Annotated in this window: 15 protein-coding genes; 3 read left to right on the top strand and 12 right to left on the bottom strand. The window is 59.3% G+C overall.

The genetic code is table 11. From position 1 onward, the window contains the following. Nucleotide 1: 1 nt before the first annotated feature. From PSR62_RS25075 to PSR62_RS25115, 9 genes are all read right to left on the bottom strand, one after another. Nucleotides 2-1,462 (bottom strand): DEAD/DEAH box helicase, encoded by a 1,461-nt coding sequence (locus PSR62_RS25075; RefSeq protein WP_443217329.1) that lies wholly within the window; start codon nucleotides 1,460-1,462, stop codon nucleotides 2-4. Nucleotides 1,463-1,761: 299 nt separating this feature from the next. Further along, nucleotides 1,762-2,163, bottom strand: coding sequence for a hypothetical protein (locus tag PSR62_RS25080; RefSeq protein WP_274405689.1), 402 nt, complete (start codon nucleotides 2,161-2,163; stop codon nucleotides 1,762-1,764). A 107-nt stretch (nucleotides 2,164-2,270) separates the two neighbouring features. Beyond that, a complete protein-coding gene (locus PSR62_RS25085; protein ID WP_274405690.1) occupies nucleotides 2,271-3,581 on the bottom strand; it encodes a (Fe-S)-binding protein in 1,311 nt (436 codons plus the stop codon). Nucleotides 3,582-3,585: 4 nt separating this feature from the next. Continuing rightward, entirely contained in the window at nucleotides 3,586-4,830 is a 1,245-nt protein-coding gene (locus PSR62_RS25090; protein WP_274405691.1) for an FAD-binding oxidoreductase, read from the bottom strand. Then, nucleotides 4,823-6,268 (bottom strand): FAD-binding oxidoreductase, encoded by a 1,446-nt coding sequence (locus tag PSR62_RS25095; protein WP_274405692.1) that lies wholly within the window; start codon nucleotides 6,266-6,268, stop codon nucleotides 4,823-4,825. Before PSR62_RS25095 ends, PSR62_RS25090 begins: the two co-directional genes overlap by 8 nt. Then, nucleotides 6,265-7,398 carry a Gfo/Idh/MocA family protein gene (locus PSR62_RS25100; RefSeq protein WP_274405693.1) on the bottom strand — a complete coding sequence of 378 codons (1,134 nt, stop codon included), beginning with the start codon at nucleotides 7,396-7,398 and terminating at the stop codon, nucleotides 6,265-6,267. Before PSR62_RS25100 ends, PSR62_RS25095 begins: the two co-directional genes overlap by 4 nt. A 310-nt stretch (nucleotides 7,399-7,708) precedes the next feature. After that, nucleotides 7,709-8,764: a sugar phosphate isomerase/epimerase family protein gene (locus tag PSR62_RS25105; RefSeq protein ID WP_274405694.1), complete on the bottom strand. Its 1,056-nt coding sequence runs from the start codon at nucleotides 8,762-8,764 to the stop codon at nucleotides 7,709-7,711. Nucleotides 8,765-10,080: 1,316 nt separating this feature from the next. Further along, nucleotides 10,081-10,350 carry a WXG100 family type VII secretion target gene (locus PSR62_RS25110; RefSeq protein WP_007326182.1) on the bottom strand — a complete coding sequence of 90 codons (270 nt, stop codon included), beginning with the start codon at nucleotides 10,348-10,350 and terminating at the stop codon, nucleotides 10,081-10,083. Then, nucleotides 10,347-11,051: a tetratricopeptide repeat protein gene (locus tag PSR62_RS25115; RefSeq protein ID WP_274405695.1), complete on the bottom strand. Its 705-nt coding sequence runs from the start codon at nucleotides 11,049-11,051 to the stop codon at nucleotides 10,347-10,349. Before PSR62_RS25115 ends, PSR62_RS25110 begins: the two co-directional genes overlap by 4 nt. A gap of 330 nt (nucleotides 11,052-11,381) precedes the next feature. Between PSR62_RS25115 and PSR62_RS25120 the strand changes: the two genes are divergently transcribed. Beyond that, complete coding sequence (locus tag PSR62_RS25120; RefSeq protein WP_274405696.1) at nucleotides 11,382-14,399, top strand: DUF1592 domain-containing protein; 3,018 nt, start codon at nucleotides 11,382-11,384, stop codon at nucleotides 14,397-14,399. Beyond that, nucleotides 14,396-15,718, top strand: a complete 1,323-nt coding sequence (locus PSR62_RS25125; RefSeq protein WP_274405697.1) for a DUF1552 domain-containing protein — start codon at nucleotides 14,396-14,398, stop codon at nucleotides 15,716-15,718. Before PSR62_RS25120 ends, PSR62_RS25125 begins: the two co-directional genes overlap by 4 nt. A gap of 1,005 nt (nucleotides 15,719-16,723) precedes the next feature. On the opposite strand, the gene PSR62_RS25130 is transcribed toward PSR62_RS25125, so the two are convergent. Beyond that, on the bottom strand, nucleotides 16,724-17,722 hold the full coding sequence (locus tag PSR62_RS25130) for an aldo/keto reductase (RefSeq protein WP_274405698.1): 999 nt from the start codon (nucleotides 17,720-17,722) through the stop codon (nucleotides 16,724-16,726). A gap of 229 nt (nucleotides 17,723-17,951) precedes the next feature. Here PSR62_RS25130 and PSR62_RS25135 point away from each other — a divergent pair, with 229 nt between their 5' ends. Beyond that, nucleotides 17,952-18,902: a glycosyltransferase family A protein gene (locus PSR62_RS25135; protein ID WP_274405699.1), complete on the top strand. Its 951-nt coding sequence runs from the start codon at nucleotides 17,952-17,954 to the stop codon at nucleotides 18,900-18,902. Between the two features lie 136 nt (nucleotides 18,903-19,038). Here the strand turns inward: PSR62_RS25135 and proB are convergent, their stop codons facing one another. Beyond that, nucleotides 19,039-20,208 carry a glutamate 5-kinase gene (gene proB / locus PSR62_RS25140; protein WP_274405700.1) on the bottom strand — a complete coding sequence of 390 codons (1,170 nt, stop codon included), beginning with the start codon at nucleotides 20,206-20,208 and terminating at the stop codon, nucleotides 19,039-19,041. Next, nucleotides 20,205-21,734, bottom strand: a complete 1,530-nt coding sequence (gene xylB / locus PSR62_RS25145) for a xylulokinase (RefSeq protein ID WP_274405701.1) — start codon at nucleotides 21,732-21,734, stop codon at nucleotides 20,205-20,207. The genes proB and xylB overlap by 4 nt, the downstream gene beginning before the upstream one ends. Nucleotides 21,735-21,800: the final 66 nt, after the last annotated feature.

Genomic DNA, 21,800 nt, shown 5'->3' on the forward strand with positions numbered 1-21,800 from the left:
TTCAGCGAGACGAAGGTCGTCCGCCACGTCCGCGACCGTTCTTGGAACCGCCACCGGACTTGCTGGCTTCACCGCCTGTGGACTTCCGTCCGACGGTGCTGCCGCGACCACTGACGCTGCCGGCAGCACGCCCACGACGACGTCCGCCGCCGGGCTTGGATCCACCGCCGCCCGAACCACCTGGATGGTCAGAAGAAGATCGTGAACGACCTCCGCCGCCGGATCGACCACCGGAACGAGAATTCGATTTGTCGCCCGAACCTGGGTCCTGAAGCGGCCGAGGCTGACAACCGGGCAGTCCACTCGCAACGGGAATCTGCAGCTTGATTTCGCGTTCAATCGCGATGAAGAACTTGGTCTCGTGGCCGCCACAGAACATGACGGTTTCGCCTTCCCGGCCCGCTCGCCCCGTTCGACCGATGCGGTGCACGTAGGCTTCGGGAGTGTTGGGCGTGTCGTAGTTGATCACCGTTTGAATGCCATCGATGTCGATGCCGCGAGCGGCCACATCGGTGGCCACCAACACATCCAGTTCATCATTCTTGAACTTGTTCAGCGTCCGCACACGATTGGCTTGTGTTTTATTGCCGTGAATCGCCGCCGCTTTGACACCGGCTTTGACCAATCGACGCGCCACCGCATCGGCGCCGTGCTTGGTGCGAGTGAACACCAACGTCGACCCAGTGGCCTTCGTTTCGATGAAGTGATTGAGCAAGCGTGGCTTGTCAGCTTGAGCGACAAAGCAAATCGACTGTTCGATTCGCTCGACAGTTGGCTTTTGCGGTGCGATCTGGATCGTGATCGGATCGACCAGGATCTCATCAGCCAATTTGCGGATCGGGGCGGGCATCGTCGCCGAGAACAACAGGTTCTGTCGATCGCGAGGCAGCAGTCTCAAAATCCGTTTGACATCGGGCAGGAACCCCATGTCGAGCATGTGATCGGCTTCGTCCAGAACGAGAATCTCGACGTCCTTTAAATCCACAAACCCTTGGCTGACCAAGTCCAACAATCGCCCGGGCGTGGCAACCAAAGTGTCCACACCAGATTGCAACTCGCGAACCTGTGGATTTTGGTTGACACCTCCGAAAATGACCGTGCTGCGAAGCCGAGTCTTCTTGCCGTAGATCCGGAAATTCGCCTCGATCTGGGCCGACAATTCGCGGGTCGGGGACAGCACGAGCGTGCGGATGGGGCGTCTTCCAGGGCGACCACCACGACGGTTGGACGGCTCTCGCCGTTCCTGATCGTCTTCCCACATGATCTGCAGGATGGGCAGTGCAAACGCCGCCGTTTTTCCCGTGCCAGTTTGCGCGGCACCCAGGACGTCGTTGCCGTCAAGAATTTCGGGGATCGACTGAGCTTGAATCGGGGTGGGAGTTTCGTAGCCGGCTTGCTCGAGGCCTTGCAGCAAAGGGCCAGACAGCCCTAAATCTTCAAATTTGTTCAAAACAGGGTCCAAGGTTGGGTTCGAATCACGTGAAGCGTGACCCGTGCAATCAGCGAATTCCAAGAACCACTTCCAGGTTGCTCAAGAACTCGCCCCAGGACCAAGATGGTGTTCCCCTCGCTCACAACCATGTGATCGATACAGGGACCCAATGAACCCGGATGCGTTGCCCGCCATTTCGCGAAGACAATCGTCGCGGGCGGTTTGTGCTGAAAGACTAGCTCTCCGTCCCCAAAAGTCCATTGCAAATCGGCTTCATCGTCCAGGAATGCGACTTTCTGCCCCCCAGCGATTCACCAGCGGAGCAATCCTCACTGCCCCAATCGTTCGATCACCGATTGGGCTCGTTTGGCAGCTGGGGCGAGTGCGGTGGACTTGGACTGGGCGAGTTCTCGCAAGACTTTCGAGGTCGAGGGGTCCAACTGACTCAGTCGCCCGAGCATCGTGGCGGTCCAGTAGAGCTGATCGACGGCCAACACATCCCAGCGGTCGCCGTCTTCGCCCTCGTAAAAAACCGACTCCAGCAAGCCCGCCATTTCCTCTTCTTCCTCCGCACTTGGCTCGACCGATCCCGACAGAACCTCGCTCGCCCAAGTCCGGACTTCTTCGTCATCGGATTGCAACGCGAGCAAACAGTCGACGGTTTTCCCGAGAACGTTTTCCTGACGGGCCAACGCTTCCAACTCACTCAAGGACAATTCGTTCGCACTCATCAAGATCGTCTGGGTTCTGGGGGTGGTTTGAAAGGAGCGTGACAAAGCGAGGCAAACGAAAAGCGGGTCGGCCATTGAGCGGCCTGGGCAATCACCAGAATCGCCAATCAACGCGACACGGGATCGTCCAAGCAAGCACTCAAAAATTCCATGGTGTGCATCACCCGTGGTGCCGGATGAGCCTCTGTCGCCATGGAATTCAGATGCGTCTGCAATTGCGTCAAGCAACCGATGTTGCCGCTGACCACAATCGGGGCTCCCGTTGCCATCACCGCTTTGGCTTTTCGACGCCCGAGTTCGTCCGCCGTCTCAGGTTGATCCAAGTTGTAGGTCCCCGCTGAACCACAACACAAGTGCGCCTCCGCAACGTCCACCAGCTCCACATCCGGAACTCGGCGAAGCAACTCACGAGGTTGCACTCGCACACCCTGAGCGTTGGCCAGATGACACGCGTCGTGATAGGCCACCCGCACCACGGCCTCGCTCTCGTGGACCAATCCAGGCCGTCGCAAACGCAACCGATCCGCGTGCTCGCACACCACCACGGAAACGTCCTTCACCGTTTTAGCCAATGCCGTCGCCTGCGACTCGATGTCCGTGCCACGCAAGATCATGCCGTACTCTTGCATGCCCGATCCGCAACCGGCGGCGTTGGTGACAATCGCATCGATCGACAGAGAGTCACTGGAAAACGCACGGACGTTGTTGCGAGCGAACTTGGCCGCTCGATCACCGTCGCCGACATGCCAGGCCAGCGAACCACAGCAACTCTGCTCGGTTGGCACCATCACTTCCAAACCAATGTGCCGCAGCACATGGATCGTGGCTGCATTGATTTGAGGTGCCAGGACCTGTTGCGCGCATCCGGCCAACAACGCGACGCGGCCGACCTGCTCACCAATCGGTGCGTAGCGGGACTGCAGTTCCTTGGCAGCGGGCAAGGTTTCCGGCAGCAGATCCAACATCGGACGCAGGACCGAAGGGACCAAAGCAGAGAACGTTTTGCCGATCAATCCCATCCGCGCCGCGAAACGAAACCGCTTGGGGTATGGCAACGTTTGAGCAGTCAACCATCGCTGCAACCTTTGTGGCCAAGCGACCGAAGTGCGGTTTCGAACAAGCGAACGATACGGACTCAGCAGGTGCCGGTACGACACGCCCGAAGGACAAGCCGGCTCACACGCCAAGCAACCCAAACAAGCGTCCAGGTGAGGCGCCGCTTCGTCGGCAGGCATCGAACCTTCCAACACTTCTTTCATCAGAATGATGCGACCGCGCGGCGAATCCGATTCACGCTGCAAGACGTCATAGGTCGGACAGGCAGACAAGCAAAAACCACAACGAATGCAAGTGCTGACGGCTTCAGCCATCGCGTCCGCGTTGGGGCCCGAGCTGTCCAAGGGAATGTCATGCTGCATGCGATTAGGCCTCCGTGCGTTGTGTGTGCTTTGACTCGCCGAACTGGAACGGTGCAAAGCATTGATGCGGATCGATCGCCCGTGACACACGCACAACCACTTCGTCGTGCCGCCACATTCCGATTTGAGTTCCAAGGGGGTTCGCGTCGCCGGCGTCGAGTACCAAGCCCGCCAATGCATGCTCCATCAACCAAGCATCCAACACCGCCAGTTCACCGGCCCCCGTCACGAACATGACATTGCCCGCCAGACCGAAATGCAGCTTCCATCCTCGTTGCGTCAACTGCTTGGGAAACGACTCCACCGCCGTTTCAATCTGCCGCGGCGTGATCGGAATGCGAACGGAGACTTCGCCTGGGACATCCAACAGCTGCGACCATAATTCCTGGGATTGCTGCTCGGACAATTCCCACGCGACCGCCTCTCTAAGATTGCCCCTCACGCGATCCATGATGGATTCCGCCACCGAGGTAGGCCCGGGAACCCGCAACACGATGCACCAGTCTTCCGGATCGATCATTCCAGGCGGACACAACTCGATGGCATCAAGTTCAATCGGCAATCGAGTGAGCGTTTGCATGTGCAAGGCGGCCAACGCGAGATCGCCACATTGGATCACCCAGGTTTGCGGCTCGACGGATTGAGGAAAAACCTTGAACGTCAATCGCGTCAACACACCCAATCGACCGAGGCTTCCGACCATCAACTTTGGAAAGTCGAACCCGGCGGCGTTCTTGACCACGGGGGCGCCGGTGTGAACTTCGTTGCCCAGTCCATCCAGGAACGAGGCGGCCAAGATGAAGTCGCGCAGGCCTCCGTATCGCCAGCGACCGGGACCGCTCCATCCCGAGGCAACGCAACCACCAATCGATGCTCCCAGTTCCGCTCTGGGCGGATTGAAGGGCAGGGTTTGACCGTGCTTTGCTAGCGCGGCGATGACTTCTTCAAGCGGCGTTCCCGAGGCGACCGAGATGGTGAACTCGGAAGGGTCGTGCTGAAGGATCCCAGACAGATTTCGTGTGGAAACTCGCCGTAGCGAACAGGCTGTTGATCCGATCTTCGAACCAGCCCCCTGCCCAAGGTTGGCAAGCGACAACCCAGGCTTGCTGCATCGACCAACCGGAATCAAATGATCCCCGGCGGACGAAGCCTTCCAATCGCGAATCAGCTCGACCCAGTGCCGCACGGATTCTGGAGCTTCGATGCTGTCTGGCATGGCAGATGAGGAGGTGGATTCGGATTCACTCACGGAAGATCACCCCCGCTTTTTCCAAGGGATGCAACCCGGACGTGGACAGGGCAGGGGACTCGGCATCCGGAAACATCTTGCCGCGATTGCAAATCTCGTGAGGGTCCATTTCGGCTCGCACGCGGTGCATCAAATCAATCGTGGGTTCGTCAAACATCTCGGCGAAGACACTCCGCTTCTCGACGCCAACGCCGTGCTCGCCCGTGATGGAACCGCCCATTTCGATGCACAACCGAAGGATTGCATGCGCAAACTCATTGGCCTTGTCGAAGGCACCGGGGATTTTCCCGTCGTACATGATCAGCGGGTGCAGGTTGCCGTCGCCCGCATGAAAAACATTCGCGACCGGCACACCACATTCGCGGCTCATCGCCTCGATTCGCTCGAGGGCCTCTCCCAAACGCCGCCGCGGAACGACGCCGTCCTGAACAAGGAAGTCAGGGCTCAATCGCCCCGCCGCAGAGAACACCGATTTGCGGCCTTTCCAAATCGCCAATCGTTCGGCGTCGTTGGCAGCGATCTCGACCGCGGACGGTTGGGTGCTGGCGATCACTTCAGCCAAGATTTTCTTTTCCATCGCAACGCGTTCCGCAGACCCTTCCAGCTCCACAATCAACACGCTGTTGGCGTTCTTGGGATAGCCACAGGCCACGGCGGCTTCAGCGGCGCGAATCGACATCGCGTCCATGATTTCCATCGCCCCCGGCAACAGATTCGCAGCGATGATCGCGCCGACCGCATTCCCGGCGGCCCGGATGTCGTCGTACCCCACCAAAACGGTGTGGAAAACTTCCGGCAACGGCAACAATCGCAACGTCGCTTGCAACGTGATCCCCAGCATGCCTTCGTTGCCACAAAAGAAACCCGTGGTGTCCGGGCCAGCATGTTCCAACGACGATCCACCGATGCTGGTCACGGTCCCATCGCCCAGCACCACATCCATTGCCAAGGTGTGCCCTGCGGTCATGCCATACTTCAGGCAGTGCGCACCACCGGAATTGAACGCGATGTTGCCACCAATCGTGCACACGGATTGACTGGACGGATCCGGCGCGAAGTACAAACCATGCGGGCGAGCGGCCTGGGAAACGGCGAGGTTCACCACCCCGCACTGGACCGTCGCGGTTCGCTCGACGGGGTCAACGTGCAAGATACGGTTCAGCCGATTCAGCGCGATCACGATCCCGTCACGATGCGGCATCGCGCCCCCGGAGAGGCCCGTGCCACTTCCTCGCGCAACCACTGGCACGTGATGCTCGTAACACCAACGCACCGCCGAAACGACCTCGTCAGCGGTCTCGGGAAAGACCACGCCGCGAGGCCGAGCGGTGTAAGCGAGCAACCCGTCTGATTCGAATGCCGCCTGAGCCGCCGAGTCGGTCCGAAACCGATCGGCGGGGAACAACTCTGCTAAACCAGTCAGGTCGCCGGATTTCACTTCACGTCTTTCCAGCTGCGCGTTGCGGCACTGTCCAGCACGGCGTCGCAAACACGCTGGGTTTCCAGTGCATCGCGGAAAGTCGGCGCGGCGGGCTGGTCCGATTCCAAGGACTTCAAGAAATCAGCCACTTGGTGCACGAAGGTGTGCTCATAGCCGATCTGCAATCCTGGAACCCACCAGTTGGCCATGTAAGGGTGGTCGCCATCGCTGACGTGAATGCTGCGCCAACCGCGGACGATACTGTCGTCGTTGTGGTCGAAGAACTCCAAGCGATGCAAGTCGTGCAAGTCCCAACGCAGCGAGCCGAACTCACCGTTGATTTCCAGCGTGTTCAACGCCTTGTGACCGCGAGCGTAACGAGTCGACTCGAACACCCCGAGCGAACCATTGTCGAAGTGACAAAGGAAGGCGCAAGCGTCGTCAATTTTGACCGGGGTCTTCTTGCCGGTTTCCGCATGCACCCGTTCCTTGACAAACGTTTCCGTCACGGCAGAAACATCTTGGATCCCGCCGTTGAGCCACAACGCGGCGTCAATGCAGTGAGCCAACAGGTCGCCGGTCACGCCGCTGCCGGCGGCTTCCGCATCCAAACGCCAGGTTGCCGCACCGCCTTGAGGAACGTCGGCGTTGATCGTCCAGTCCTGCAAGAAGTTGGCACGGTAATGGAAGATCTTGCCGAGCCGACCTTCGTCAATCAATTGCTTGGCCAACGTCACGGCCGGGACCCGGCGATAGTTGTACCAAACCATGTTGCGAACGCCGGCCTTCTCAACCGCTTCGCACATTTCAATGCCTTCGGCGGTGTTCATCGCCAAGGGCTTTTCGCACAGAACCATCTTGCCGGCTTCGGCAGCGGCAATCGAGATTTCTTTGTGCAGGTTGTTGGGCGTGCAAACGTCGACCGCGTCGATGTCATCGCGTTCGAGCAGTTTGCGCCAATCGGTTTCCACCGACTCGTAACCTTGCTGTTCCGCGAAGGCTTTGGCCTTCTCTTCGTTGCGAGCGCAAACGGCTTTCAAGACGGGATGGTATTCCAGGTCAAAGAAACGCGGAGCTTGACGGTACCCGTTGGTGTGCGTTCGGCCCATGAAGCCGTAGCCGATCAGGCCAATGTTCAGAGGTTTCATTCGTCGATGGGGGAAAGTGGGAGATTGAAGTAGATGGAGGGCAGACGCCCTTCCGCCGCAAAGTTTGGTTCGACCGGAGGACTCGCGTCCTGACGCTTTGTGCTAGCGGTACCACGCGAGCAGTCGGTTGACTGAGTGGTGACATGAAAAATCAAAACCCGACGCGTGACGGCCTGTTGATTGAATCCTAACCCGAAGCGTGAGCGAGGGATCGCGTGTCATTGCAACGAGCCTGTGGATCCCTCGCTCACGCGTCGGGTTGTGAAATCAAATAAGTTCAACAAACCGGTGAGCGAGGAACCACCTCGAATCACTCGTTCCAGCCGTGCGCGTCTTGCACGCTCAGCATCGCTGCCAAGATTTCGTTCCAGGTCTCAGGTTTGTGCATGACGTCGTTGGGGAACATGCACCCGTCCCAGCAAATGTGCTTGCAGGTCTGCAACACATCACCATGCTCGTCACGCAACCAGTAGCCGGCGTCGGTGGCGATGTCCAACTTGCCGTTGGGATCGTTGGGCAAGCAGTGGCGTCCAGTTTTGTCGTGGCTGCCGGTGCCGTGCACGGTCGCGTCGTTTTGGGCAACGTGGAAGTCGATCGTCCATGGCCGCAAAGCATGCGTCAACTCTTTCAAAGCCGCCGCCTTTTTCTCTTTGTCGGCCCAGTCAAAGTCTTGCGGCAAAATCGCATCTTCCGGTGCGTTGTAACCAAGCAGGTACAGCAACGTGTGCGCCATGTCGGCTTGGAAACCAAATCGTTCGGGATGACCGACTCGCTCGAGCAAGTCCACCATCTTCTTCCAAGACTGCATGCCACCCCAGCAGATTTCGCCTTCCGCGGCGAGGCGTTCGTCGTACTCTTCGGCGATGTCGCAAGCGGCTTTGAACGTGTCGGCGATCTTGCTCTGGTTGGCTTCGGGATCTTTGACCCAATCCGCCACACCCATCGCACTGTCCAAGCGAATGCAGCCATACGGACGCACGCCAAGTTCACGCAACTTCTTGCCGATCTCGCAGCCCTTGCGAACTTGTTTCAAGAACGCTTCGACTTCTTCGGGACTGCCGCCCGCGCTGCCGCCGCCGGTGGGTTCCCAGACGGGAGCGACCACGGTGCCGATGTTCAATGATCGGCTGCGAACTTTCTCGGCCAAGGCTTCCAGTTCCGCATCGTCCGCGTCGATGGACACGTGAGGCGAAAACAAAAACAGATCGACGCCGTCGAACTTCCGCCCGTCCACTTCCGCCGCAGCGGTGAGGTCAAGCATTTCATCCAAGGGAATGATGGGGTTGGCATCGTCGTCGCCCTTGCCGACCACTCCGGGCCACGCAGCGTTGTGCAATTTTGGAAACGAGTTCGGGTGCTGGCTCATCGTTGGGAAGTGCCTTTGATCAGAGTGGGGTCGCTATCAGGTTGAATCGCAAGTTCAGACGGGAAGTATCGACCGATTCACCAAGTGGCCTGAAGCGTCATTTGGACGAATGGGGCGTGAGATTTCTGCTTTCCCGCTTCCCTAGGGTGGACATTGCGACCGCTCGTTGCAAGAACCCCTCGCCGAACCGGTGCCGCCGCTGACCACGAGTGCCCGCTCCCCCAGGAAGATCCGGAGTGGCTGAGAGCACACTGAAAGCGGTTTCAAGCCTTGTCCAAACGGAAAATCGTCGGATGCCTAGAAAGCGCTCCCAACACCTGTCGCCACTCCGTGGCTGTCCTGGTTCGGGAACGCCATCCAAGACCTCGGGTTGAAACCCGAGGCTGGCGAATGCCACCGCTCCGCGGTTCCCTCATGCAACGCCTCTGCCTCACAGTCACAGAGCGATGACTGCCCAATGAGCACGAGGTTTACATCGAAACGCACCCCAGTCGCGGAGCGACGGAATCCGTCAGCCTTGGGTTTCAACCCAAGGCCCGCCGACGCCCGACAATCATCCCAGTCGCGGAACGCTGACAGCCGGACACGCGTTTCCAACACCTGTCGCCACTCCGTGGCTGTCCTGGTTCGGGAACGCCACCCGAGACCTCGGGTTGAAACCCGAGGCTGGCGAATGTCACCGCTCCGCGGTTCCCTCATGCAACGCCTCTGCCTCACAGTCACACCGCGATCACAGCCCAATGAGCACGAGGTTTACATCGAAACGCCCCCCAGTCGCGGAGCGACGGAATCCGTCAGCCTTGGGTTTCAACCCAAGGCCCGCCGACGCCCGACAATCATCCCAGTCGCGGAGCGACGACAGCCGGACACGCGTTCCCAACACCTGTCGCCACTCCGTGGCTGTCCTGGTTCGGGAACGCCATCCAAGACCTCGGGTTGAAACCCGAGGCTGGCGACTGTCACCGCTCCGCGGTTCCCTCATGCAACGCCTCTGCCTCACAGTCACACCGCGATCACAGCCCAATGAGCATGGGTTTAACATCGAAACGCACCCCAGTCGCGGAGCGACGGAATCCGTCAGCCTTGGGTTTCAACCCAAGGCCCGCCGACGCCCGACAATCATCCCAGTCGCGGAGCGACGACAGCCGGACACGCGTTCCCAACACCTGTCGCCACTCCGTGGCTGTCCTGTTTCGGGAACGCCACCCAAGACCTCGGGTTGAAACCCGAGGCTGGCGAATGTCACCGCTCCGCGGTTCCCTCATGCAACGCCTCCATCCCACAGTCGCAGAGCGACGACAGATGCTTACGGCGGATCAGCGTCCCAGGTAGGCGTCCAACTGATCTGCTTTCCGCATCAGATAGGGCACATGCTCGTCGGTGGCCTGCACCAACCGCTGCAGTTGCCGCAGTTGATCCTGAAATTCTTGATTGAATTTTCTCTGCTGGTCGTCTCGCCAGCTTTGTTCCAGCTGGTTCATTTGAGCCGACAGCCCTGTCCCGCGTTGCCGCAACTCCTCCGCGAATCGAGCCAATTGAGATGCGAACTGGCGAATTTGATCCGGGTCACCGATGGCTTGATTCATGAAATCGCCTGGAGAGATTGTTGATAAAATTGCAAACTGGCATGCAGACCGTGACGCTCGGCCAAGTCAATGAGCAACCGGAGCGCCGCCGATCGAGTTTTCGCAGGACCGACCACCGCACGCCGGATCGAGGCCTGACGCAGCGACTTCATCGCCGCCATGTCTTGACTGAGCAACAACTGACAACGTCCCATCAACAGGTAGGCACCGGGCGAATGGGTTTCAGAATCCACCAGCGGTTCCAACTCCTCCATCGCTTCGTCGTATCGTTCCAGGTCGTACAGGGCTTCGCCAAGGACCATGTGCAGGTAGGTCAGCGAAGGATCGCGCGCGAGCCGGGCCCGACAAACCTTGAGCCGACAATTGGCCCAGTCCGTGGTCGCACGTTCCAGCTCATGATCCGCGGAGGAATTCCCCAACCGAGTCGCCAGATCTCGCACCTCCACCAACTGCTGGACCGACCGAGCCAACTGGGCTTCTTCCAATTCCCACAACATCGACATGTCGTCAGGAAACAACTCATGTGCCTGACGCAAGACTTTCGCCGCCTGCAAGGGACGATTTTCTTCGCGATAGATCGCGGCCAGTTCCTGGTACCCCTCGCGATCCGTGGGGCAAGTCTTCAGATGGTGCTCGAGTTGCTGGCGACGCGTCGGCACGGTCACCGATTCGCTTCCTTCATTGGCGGGAACGGCGGTCATTGAAATCGCTCGCGGAAGAGAATCATGAAGCAAGAACGCTTACCAACACAGCGGCGGTGCACCGCGAGTGGTTCAGAAGAGACGATTCAGTATGGATGAAGTGGGCCACGATTGCAAAATCCCAACCCCCATCTGGATTGCCCGTTCGCTCCTGAGCGGAATGAGTTATGATGGACGGTCGATCGTTGGTTTCCGAACCTCGATCGAACCCGCCGCGGTCCCCTCCGCACCCCTCATGCTCCGATTCGCGTTCCCTCCTACAACGACGCGGCCATGCATTTCATGCGATTCGCCCTGACCCTTCTTGTTGGCCATTTCTGTGTCAGCGCCATGGGTTCCGACTCACTTGAAACCGTGTTCCAAGACACGGTCCAACCGTTCCTGCAGCAGAACTGCTTGCAGTGTCACGACGACCAATCCGCCGAGGGCGACCTGGACCTCAGCGTCGACCAGAACATCGACGATGTCGTCAAACGGTTCCGCCACTGGGCAGTCGTCTTGGATCGCTTGGAAGTGGGTGACATGCCACCCGAAGACGCGGACATCCAACCGAACGCTGAACAGCGCGACGCGGTGATCGCTTGGATCGAATCCCTGAAAGCAGCGGAAGCCAAGCGAACCAGCGGTGACCCAGGAATGGTGCTCGCCCGGCGACTCAGCAGTGCCGAGTACGACCGCACCATCCGCGACCTCACCGGCGTCGACATTCGCCCCGCAGCCGACTTCCCCATCGATCCCGCCAACGAAGCCGGGTTCGACAACTCGGGTGAATCACTGACGATGTCACCGGCGCTGCTCAAGAAGTACCTGCAAGCGGCTCGACGCGTCGCCGAGCACATGGCGATCACGCCCGCAGGGCTCGAATTCGCACCGCACCCCGTGATCACCGAAACCGATCGCGACAAGTTTTGCGTCAATCGCATCATCGATTTCTATCGTCAACAAAACACCCGTGTCTCCGATCACTTGTACGTGGTTTGGAAACACCACCAATCGCCAACGCAACATTCGCTTGAGGAACTGGCGATCCAAGAGGGAGTCAGCGCTCGTTACTGCCAGCTGTTGAGCGAATTGCTGGGCGAAGAAACGGACGAGTCAAACCAAGTGTCCATCGGCCCGATCTTCGCCTTGAGAACGATCTGGAAGGAAGTTGCCCCCTCGAACGCTTCTGATTCCGAAGCCCGACAACATTGTGAAAACATGGCGACCTTCATCGAGTCGCTTCGTGAAAAGCTGATCCCAGACGTCCCCAACTTGACCGCGCCCGAGATGAACTCCGGCTCGCAATCGTTGGTGCTTTGGAAAAACCGCCAATTCATCGCCAATCGACGACGCTTCGCAGCAGATCAACTTCCGCCACTGCCGGAGCTGATGAAGACCTTTGACCCGAATCAGCTTGACCTGCCCGCCAAGGATGCCGTCGTCGCATCCATGCAGATCCCGGAATCGGAATCCGAACAAGCGACCTATGCGAAGGAGCTGGATCGGTTCTGCAACGTGTTTCCGGATCAGTTCTTGGTCTCCGAACGGGCTCGCGTGTACCTGGATCAAAAGAAGGAAAAGAAACTCAAGGGACGATTCTTGAGCGCCGGATTCCACAGCCAAATGGGATACTTCCGCGACGACGAACCGCTTTGCGACTTGATGCTCACCGATGCCCAGCGAGAAACGCTGGATCGACTTTGGTTGGAACTGGACTTCGTCACATCCGCTCCGATGCGTCAGTACGCGGGCTTCATTTGGTTTGACCGCACGGACTCCGCTTTCATGCGAGACCGAGTCTTCGACCGGTACCGCGCTGAAGACAAGGATTGCATCTCGGAAGAAAAGGTCCGTGGCCTACGCGACACCTACGCGGAAAAAGCCGAACGGGTCGGGGCCAGCCCCAAGGCCTTGGCCGCGATTCGGCGTTACTTCGACGACCTGTCCCAAACGTTTCGTTCGCTCGAACAAATTCGTGAACAATCGGAACCCGTTCAGCTCGAGGCGATGCTGCAGTTTGCCGAGCGCGCCTACCGCCGCCCACTCGAACCAACCGACCGAGATTCCTTGCTCGCGTTCTACCAATACTTGCGAACCGAAGGCGAACTGGATCACGAGGAATCCATCCGCGACTGCGTCGTGCGCATCTTGATGTCGCCTCACTTCTGCTATCGCGTCGACCCAACCCACTCCGGCCCAGCCCAATCCGGCCTGAGCACCTCCGCCTCGAAAGACTCGAAGTTGCCCAGCGGCGTTGAACCACTGGATTCCCATTCGCTCGCCAATCGCCTGAGCTACTTCTTGTGGTCAAGCATGCCGGACGAAACGTTGATGGACCTCGCGTCGAAGGATCGACTGCAAGATCCCAGCGTTCTGATTGAACAGACGGGTCGCATGCTGAAGGATGATCGCAGCCAAGGCTTCCTTCGCGAATTCATGGGCAACTGGCTGAACTTCCGTCGCTTTGACCAGCACAACGGCGTTGACCGAGAACGGTTCCCGACATTCACCGACGACTTACGGCAATCGATGTTGGAAGAGCCCCTGCGTTTCTTCACCGACGTGATCCAGCGTGATGGTTCCGTGCTTGATTTGCTGTACGCAGATCACACCTTCGTCAATCGCGAATTGGCGCTGCACTACGGAGTCGACGAACAACAATTCGACTCCCTTCTAAAAGCCTCCGCGTCCACGGATGGTTGGATCAAACTCCCCGATGCGTCCCACGTTGGCCGCGGTGGTTTGCTGCCGATGGGAGTCTTCCTGACTCGCAATTCACCGGGCCTGAGAACCAGCCCCGTGCAGCGGGGCAACTGGGTCGTGCAACGCGTGCTCGGCGAGCACGTTCCGGCTCCTCCGGCCGAAGTCCCTGAGCTTCCCGAAGACGAATCCAAACTGGGCGACCTGACGATTCGCGAGGCGCTCGCTCGACATCGCGAACACCCCAGTTGCGCTGGATGCCACGAACGAATTGACTCGATGGGACTGGTCTTCGAAGGTTACGGCCCCGTCGGTGAAATGCGAGACGCCGACCTGGGTGGACGTTCGATCGACGCCAGCGTTGTGTTCCCCGATGGCGGCCAAGGTGACGGCATCGAAGGCCTGCGAGATTACATCCGCCGCGACCGCGAAGACGATTTTGTCGAACACCTGTGTCGCCAGCTGTTGGCGTACGCTCTCGGGCGATCGCTGCAACTTTCAGATGAATCACTGGTGGCCGAGATGAAATCCAACCTGCAAGCCAACCAGCACCGCTTTTCATCCCTGGTCGAAACGATTGTGACCAGCCCCGCGTTTCGCAACAAACGCGTCCAACTTGCTTCCGTCGACTCCGCCCCTTCCTCCGAACCGGAACCTTCCCCATGAACCCTGCTGTCAACCGACGAACACTGCTACGTGGTGCCGGTGTTGCCATGGCATTGCCTTGGTTGGAATCGATTCCGGTCTGGGGCCGCGAAACGATGGTGGGGCACGATGCCGCCGAAACCCCTCAGCGCTTTGCGGCGTTGTTCATGGGATGCGGGATCAACGCCGACCACTGGTGGGCCAAAGGTGCCGGCAAAGACATGGAACTCGGCAAGAGCCTGGCTCCCATGGAACCGCTCAAACACAAAATGAATTTCATCACCGGGTTGTTCAACGAGAACGCCACCGGCGTCGGAATTCACCCGGGACAAACGGGCAACATCCTCTCGGGCGCGTCGCTAAAAAAAGGCTCGGAGCTGCGCGGCGGCATCAGCATGGACCAAATGCTGGCCAACCATTTCCAAGATCAAACTGCGGTCCCCAGCTTGGTGCTCGGTTGTGAACAGCCCGTGACGGGCTACCACGAAACCAACTTCTCGATGGCTTACAGTTCGCACATCTCGTGGCAAAACGCGACGTCACCGGTGCCCATGGAAGTCTACCCGTCGCTCGCCTTCGATGCGTTGTTTGACAACCAAGGCAGTCGCCGCAACGAGAGCATCCTGGACCGGGTCGGCGAAGACGCGGCCTCCCTGCGTCGACAAGTCAGCGCTGCCGACCGAGCCAAGCTGGAAGAGTTCTTGAGCAGTGTTCGCGAAGTCGAGCGACGCGCCGCATCGATGCGGGCGGCTCACTCCAAAGCGAGCGACCGCGCCAAAGATCAAGGCAAACCGATTCACGCGATGAAACGCCCAGACGATGGACTCCCCGAGGACATTCGCGAGCACATGCGATTGATGTGTGACATCGTGGCGTTGGGATTCCAAACTGACAAAGCTCGTGTTGCAACGCTGCTGCTCAACCGTGACCTGTCCGGTTTGTTCTACCCATTCCTGGATGTGAAATCGACTCACCACTCCGCCTCCCACAGCGATCGCTCCGATGCCTACGAGCGAATCTCCCGGTACTACTGCAGCCAATACGCGTATTTGGCTGGAAAACTGGACGCGATGCCGGAAGGCGATGGCACCGTGCTGGACCATTCATGCCTGCTGTTCTTGTCCAGCATGTGGTCGGGCAACGCTCACGATTCCAGCAAACTGCCCGTGCTGCTGACCGGTGGGTTGTCAGGCAATTTGAAAACCGGACGCGTCCTGGACTACCTCGAAGAATCCGACGACGACCGAAAGCTGTGCAGCATGTACCTGTCGATCATGGATCGGATGGGAGTGGAACTCGACGAGTTCGGCGACGCTGAAAAACGGCTCGCTGGGCTGTGATCGGTCTCGGGACTTCCGCCCCGAGCTCAGAACGCCGGCCCCGTCCGGGGCGATGAGTGCCGCCGAATGCTCCTCCGGTTCGCGTCCCGGCATCGCCTCCACCGCCCGGATTTTTCAAATTAAAATTTACAATTTCACTTTTTCAATCGATCCCCCATCTCACCTGTCGCCGCTCCGCGGCTTGTCGAGTCAGGGGCGTGACGCTCGAGACCTCGGGTTGAAAACCCGAGGCTGACAACTGTCACCGCTCCGCGGTTGTTCGATCACCCGGACACACGCACCAAGTCGCAGAGCGACGGCAGCCGGAAGCCTTGGGTTTTCAACCCAAGGTCATCCGCCTACGAAACACAAGTTACCCAGTCGCGGAGCGACGACAGGTGTTTGCCGCCTCGTCGCCGAGCGATCCCAGGTTCGCCTCCCCGTACGATGCGCTTCCAAGCCGCCCGCCGCGTCAGCGAAGCCCACGCGGCAAGCCCCACTCCGGCCCCGTCCGGGGCGGTCTTTTGTGTTTCGCAATCGGTCTCGGGGCTTCCGCCCCGAGCTAAGAACGCCGGCCCCATCCGGGGCGATGAGTGCCGCCCAACGCTCCTCCGGTTCGCGTCCCGCCACCGCCCAACCGCCCGGATTTTTCAATTTAAAATTTACAATTTCACTTTTTCAATCGATCCCCCATCTCACCTGTCGCCGCTCCGCGGCTTGTCGAGTCAGGGGCGTGACGCTCGAGACCTCGGGTTGAAACCCCGAGGCTGACAACTGTCACCGCTCCGCGGTTGTTCGATCACCCGGACACACGCACCAAGTCGCAGAGCGACGGCAGCCGGAAACCTTGGGTTTTCAACCCAAGGTCATCCGCCTACGAAACACAAGTTACCCAGTCGCGGAGCGACGACAGGTGTTTGCCGCCTCGTCGCCGAGCGATCCCAGGTTCGCCTCCCCGTACGATGCGCTTCCAAGCCAATCGGGGTTCATTCGACGAAAGGGGCATGCCGCTCGCTCAAACTCGGATCACTTGCCGCTGTACCAAACGCCACGCCGCCATTGGTGCAACTGCAGTCGACGCAGGAAATCATCCGGCAGTGACGGCAGGGCTTCGGTGGCCACGTTCAAGGCGACTTGTTCCACATTTCGCATGCCGACGATCACCGTTTGAACAGCTGAAGGAGCCATGGCGAACTTGATCGCGGTGGCGGCCAACGAGTAGTGCTCCTCCAGCCCGAACTCTTTCAAGTCATCGCGAATCGCTTCGACTCGCTTGGACGTGCGTTCCATTCGATCACCGGCAAAGTAGCCCGATCGAAAATCGTCTTTTGGGAACTGATGATCGGCGGGGTACTTGCCGGTCAAGGCACCTTCATCCAGCGAGACGCGAATGATCACGCCGGTTCCAGTTTCCTCGGCGACGGGCAACAACTGCGCCGCAGGTTCCTGTTCAAAGATGTTGAACACCACCTGCACCACGTCGATCAATCCATCTCGCATGAGCTGGATCACGCAGTTCTGATCTTGCTCAGGCGTGCACAGACCAATGCGATTGATCTTGCCTTCCTGGCGTAGTTTCTGAAGCACGAGCAAGGGCTGCGGGTCATCGTTCCACGCCGCGGTCCACGAATGCAATTGCAACAGATCGAGGCATTCGACGCCGAGGTTGCGGAGACGCTCTTCGACGTTGGCCCGAATGTACGCGGCCCCGTAGCGATCCTGCCAACGGCAGTAGGGGCTCGGCGGCCAAGGGCCCTCCGAAGGCGGCGTCTTGGTCGCCACGTGAATCTTTTCCCGCATCGATGCGGGCAGTTGCTTCAGGAACTGCCCGATGACTTGTTCGCTGCGACCGTCCCCGTAACCCGGTGCGGTGTCGATGAAGGTGACCCCGTGCTCGATGGCATGTTGAAGCGTCGCGAGGGAGGCCTGATCGTCTTGGGCACCCCATTGCCCCCCCAGGGCCCATCCACCGAAGCCAAGTTGAGAGACCGGGAAACCGTCGTGGCCAAGCGGGACTTGTTTCATAGCAAACGTTTCACGTGGTGAGTTCTTGGGGGGGTAAAAAAAGAATCGGTCTGGAAAGCGATGACGATTATCGGGCCGGTTCGTTCGACTCAAAAGGAAGTTGCCCGCTTTCGGGACGAACCGACCCGATCGTCTCAACTGGAATCACGCTCCCGTCCGAAATCCTTTCTCAGCGGCGATCCGAGGGTCTCGGTTAGCCCGGTAAGCAGAATCCTTGGCAGGTGCAGTGGTGCGAAAATTGTCCAACATCCCGCGTTTGTCGATCGTCGTCCCCCATGGTGGTGATGATGCGGCTTTCGAATCCTCGCTCGCAAGCGTATTGCAGCATCGCCCAGATGGGTGTGAGGTGATTGTGTCTCATGACGGGAACTATGACGACCCGTTTGATTTGGCCGAGGAGGTTCGGTTTGTCGACAGCGGCTCGACCAACGTTCTCCGCCAAATCACCGACGCAGCTGAACTGGCAATGGGCCGGTTCGTGCACGTCGTCGCGGACGGGCATGTTGCCACCGCGAACTGGACGGATGCCGCATTGGCCCAGTTCGAAGGCCATGAAACCGGCGTCGTCGTGCCCGTTGTCCGCGACCCCGAATCACAGCGGGTCGAACACGCGGGCTGGCGAACGACCGCCTCGTCGGCCTGTGGACCGATCGGATTCGGTGACAAACAAGTCGCTCGCAAAGCCGCCGCTCGCGTCGAAGGAGCCTTCCTCGCGGCGTCGTTCTGGCGTCGAGACCTGCTTCGCAGCTTGTCCGGAACGTATCGCGGCACCGACACAATCGAGGCCTCCGTCGGCTTCGGTCACCTGGTCACGCAAGCCGGTTGGCGATGTGTCATCGCCGAAGACAGCGTGATGGGAGTGGACTTCGAAACCGAGGTGCTCGACTACGATCTTCGCATCCAGCGGAACCATCGTCGCCTGCAAGCCCTGTCGGACCACCTTCGCCGTGGTGGATCAGCGGGATGGGGACGCGGCGTGCAACGTCTGCTCACAACCACTTTGGCGGGCGGACTTCGCCCCTCGAGTTTGCTCGTGGGACTTCGACGCATGACCGCTCCTTTGGCCGGAAACGCCATCTCGCGTTCAGTGCAAACCGCGGGTGTGTTGTCTGTTGATGACAATCACGAAACGCTGCCAATGCCAGCGATGGATCGCGAACCGCTTCGACGCGCGGCTTAGCCGAACGAGTTGAGTCTCGGCTCAGCCCATTGGAACGACTGCTCGAACGACGGTCTGGCGTGACCGTTGCTGTTTGTACGATGGTCTTCCCAGACCGTCGCTCGGGTTTGGCCGGGCTTGGAAGCCCAGCCAAGGCCTACTCGGGAACGATCCGCAGCACCAAGTTGTTGCGGTGGATCACATTCTCGTAGGGGCGATGCCCGAGGATCCATTCGATTTGCTCGCTGGGCTTGCCGGCGATTCGAGCCACTTCTTGGCTGCGATAGTTCGACAACCCACGTCCAAACTCATCCCCGTCAGGGCCAACCAAGCGGACCACATTCCCGTGCGCGAAGGTCCCTTCGACTCGCTGAATGCCGATCGCGAGCAAGCTTCGGCCGTGCTTCTGGATCGCGTCCACGGCACCTTGGTCCAGGTGCAGCGTCCCCGCCACGTTGGCGGAACTGCCGATCCAACGCCGACGTCCTTTCAACGAGCGTTTGGGCGGCACGAAGAAGGTTCCCACCGCTTCGCCCGCGAAAATGCGATCGAGCACCGTGTCGTCGCTACCGGGTCCGATGATGGTCGGATGCCCGTGTGAGTTGGCGAGCTTGGAAGCGCGTAACTTGCCGCCCATCCCGCCTTTGCTGACCGCGGAAATCTGGTCATCCACCAACGCCATCACCCCATCGTCCACGCCGTGGACCATGCGAATCGGTTGGCTGTCTTTGGCGTCCGGGTGACCATCGTACAACGCCGAAACGTCGGTCAACAAAATCAACATCGCATCGTTGAAGAGGCCCGCCACGTGCGCTGCCAAACGATCATTGTCACCGAAGGTCGTTTTCAGTTCCGAAACCGCCACCGAGTCATTTTCGTTGACGACCGCGATTGCGCCGAGTTCATCGATCCCGTTGAGCGCGTTGCGAACGTGCAGGTAACCACTGCGGCGGCGGAGGTCGTTGCGAGTCAGCAGAACCTGAGCGGCATGTCGCCCTCGTTTCTGCAGCGATTTTTCGTAGGCACCGATCAAGTCGGCTTGCCCGATCGCGGCGATCGCTTGCAGGGTCTTCAGATCGGTTGGACGCTGTGGCAACTTCAGCTTGGCAACGCCGGCGCCGACGGCACCGCTGCTGACCATGATGGTTTGCCGTCCGGAGTCCGCGATGCGGCAAAGTTGTTCCGCCAGCCGATCCACACGTTTGAGATCGAGTTTGCCGTCCGATGTGGTGAGGACTCGCGTCCCAACCTTGACGACCACACATTTCGTTTCATCGATGATCCGTCGCCGGATGGCGAGATCGTTGAGTTCAGTGGATTCTTTCAAAGCGTTGATTGCAATTCAGCCAATTGGTGCATGTCGTCTTTCAAACTGCTGTACAACGATCGGTACACAGGAAAGAGCTTGTTGTAAGTGTTTTTCGCGGAACGTTCCGCTTTCGTTTCGGCGGCCACTTCGATGGTCGCCTGGCAAGCCTGTGCGATGTGTTTGTAGGCTCCGTCGCCGACCGCGGCGAGCAGAGCGACACCGAAGGCCGGCCCCTGTTCCACTTTCAAGGTGGTGATCTTTTTGCCAAACACATCCGCCTGCATTTGACGCCAAAAGACGTTTTTGCTGCCGCCACCGCTGGCGCGGATTTGGCGAACTGGAACGCCCAGTGACTCGATGATCTCCAGGCTGTCTCGCAGAGCAAACGTGATGCCTTCCATCACCGCGCGAGTCATCGCAGCTCGATCGTGAGTGAGATTCATGCCGACGAAGGCACCACGAGCATTGGGATCCGCGTGCGGTGTTCGCTCACCATTCAAGTAAGGCAAGAACAACATCCCACCGCTGCCGGCAATCGCCTGTTCAGCTTCCGCCGTCGCGGCTTCGAACCGTTTCGAGGCGGGCACACCCGCCAATCCTTGCAAGACCTGATCCACCCACCATTGCAGCGAACCACCGCTGGTCAAGTTCACTCCCATCATGTGCCACTTCCCACGAACAGCGTGGCAGAACGTGTGAAGCCGTCCAGATGCATCGACGTTGGGTTCGTCACTGTGGACAAACATCACGCCGCTGGTTCCGATCGAGGTGCTCAGCAAACCCGATTTCACGATGCCGTTGCCGATCGCACCCGCAGCACAGTCCCCCGCGCCCCCGACGACCTTGCAATCCGTCGTCAACCCGAGTGCCTTGGCCGCCTCTTTGGTCAGCGTGCCGGTGACGTCTTCCGACTCCACCACACGCGGCAACAAATCAGGCGACAAATCCAGTTTCCCGAGCAATTGCTTCGACCAATCGCGTTTTTTCACGTCCAAGAACAACGTGCCGCTGGCGTCGCTGACTTCGGTGACATAGTCGCCGATCAGGCGCCGGCGGATGTCGTCCTTGGGCAGCAAAACCTTGGCCAGTTTGTCGAAGTTGCGTTTCTCATTGTCACGCAACCAAAGCACCTTGGGAGCCTGAAACCCGGTCAGGGCAGGGTTCGCGACCATCCCGATCAGCTTTTCACGCGAACCGGCTGCCGACGTGATTTGCTCACACTGATCGGCCGTGCGTTGATCATTCCACAGCAGGGCAGGGCGGATGACATTGTCATCCCGGTCCAAGAAAACGGAGCCGTGCATCTGTCCCGACAAACCGATCGCTTTCACGTCCGCCTTGTCGACACCTGATTTTTTCATCACCGCCTTGACGGTCTTTTTCGTTGCCGCCCACCAGTGCTCCGGATCCTGCTGGGTCCACCCTGGCTTGGGTTGTTCCATTGGATATTCGGCGTTCGCCTCGGCGACCACATGCCCCGTTTCGTCGATCAACAGCGTCTTGGTGCCGCTGGTGCCAATGTCGATGCCGAGATAGTGAGCCATGGTGCGTTGCTTCAGTGCAATGAATTCAAAGACAAGGGGGGATGAGAGCCGCTCTGAGAAAGCGAA

The organism is Rhodopirellula sp. P2 (assembly GCF_028768465.1).
Lineage (GTDB): Bacteria > Planctomycetota > Planctomycetia > Pirellulales > Pirellulaceae > Rhodopirellula.

Coding starts and splice junctions, on each gene's coding strand:
- PSR62_RS25080 (WP_274405689.1), bottom strand. CDS start 2,163: ATGAGTGCGAACGAATTGTCCTTGAGTGAGTTGGAAGCGTTGGCCCGT.
- PSR62_RS25085 (WP_274405690.1), bottom strand. CDS start 3,581: ATGCAGCATGACATTCCCTTGGACAGCTCGGGCCCCAACGCGGACGCG.
- PSR62_RS25100 (WP_274405693.1), bottom strand. CDS start 7,398: ATGAAACCTCTGAACATTGGCCTGATCGGCTACGGCTTCATGGGCCGA.
- PSR62_RS25105 (WP_274405694.1), bottom strand. CDS start 8,764: ATGAGCCAGCACCCGAACTCGTTTCCAAAATTGCACAACGCTGCGTGG.
- PSR62_RS25110 (WP_007326182.1), bottom strand. CDS start 10,350: ATGAATCAAGCCATCGGTGACCCGGATCAAATTCGCCAGTTCGCATCT.
- PSR62_RS25115 (WP_274405695.1), bottom strand. CDS start 11,051: ATGACCGCCGTTCCCGCCAATGAAGGAAGCGAATCGGTGACCGTGCCG.
- PSR62_RS25120 (WP_274405696.1), top strand. CDS start 11,382: ATGGGTTCCGACTCACTTGAAACCGTGTTCCAAGACACGGTCCAACCG.
- PSR62_RS25125 (WP_274405697.1), top strand. CDS start 14,396: ATGAACCCTGCTGTCAACCGACGAACACTGCTACGTGGTGCCGGTGTT.
- PSR62_RS25130 (WP_274405698.1), bottom strand. CDS start 17,722: ATGAAACAAGTCCCGCTTGGCCACGACGGTTTCCCGGTCTCTCAACTT.
- xylB (WP_274405701.1), bottom strand. CDS start 21,734: ATGGCTCACTATCTCGGCATCGACATTGGCACCAGCGGCACCAAGACG.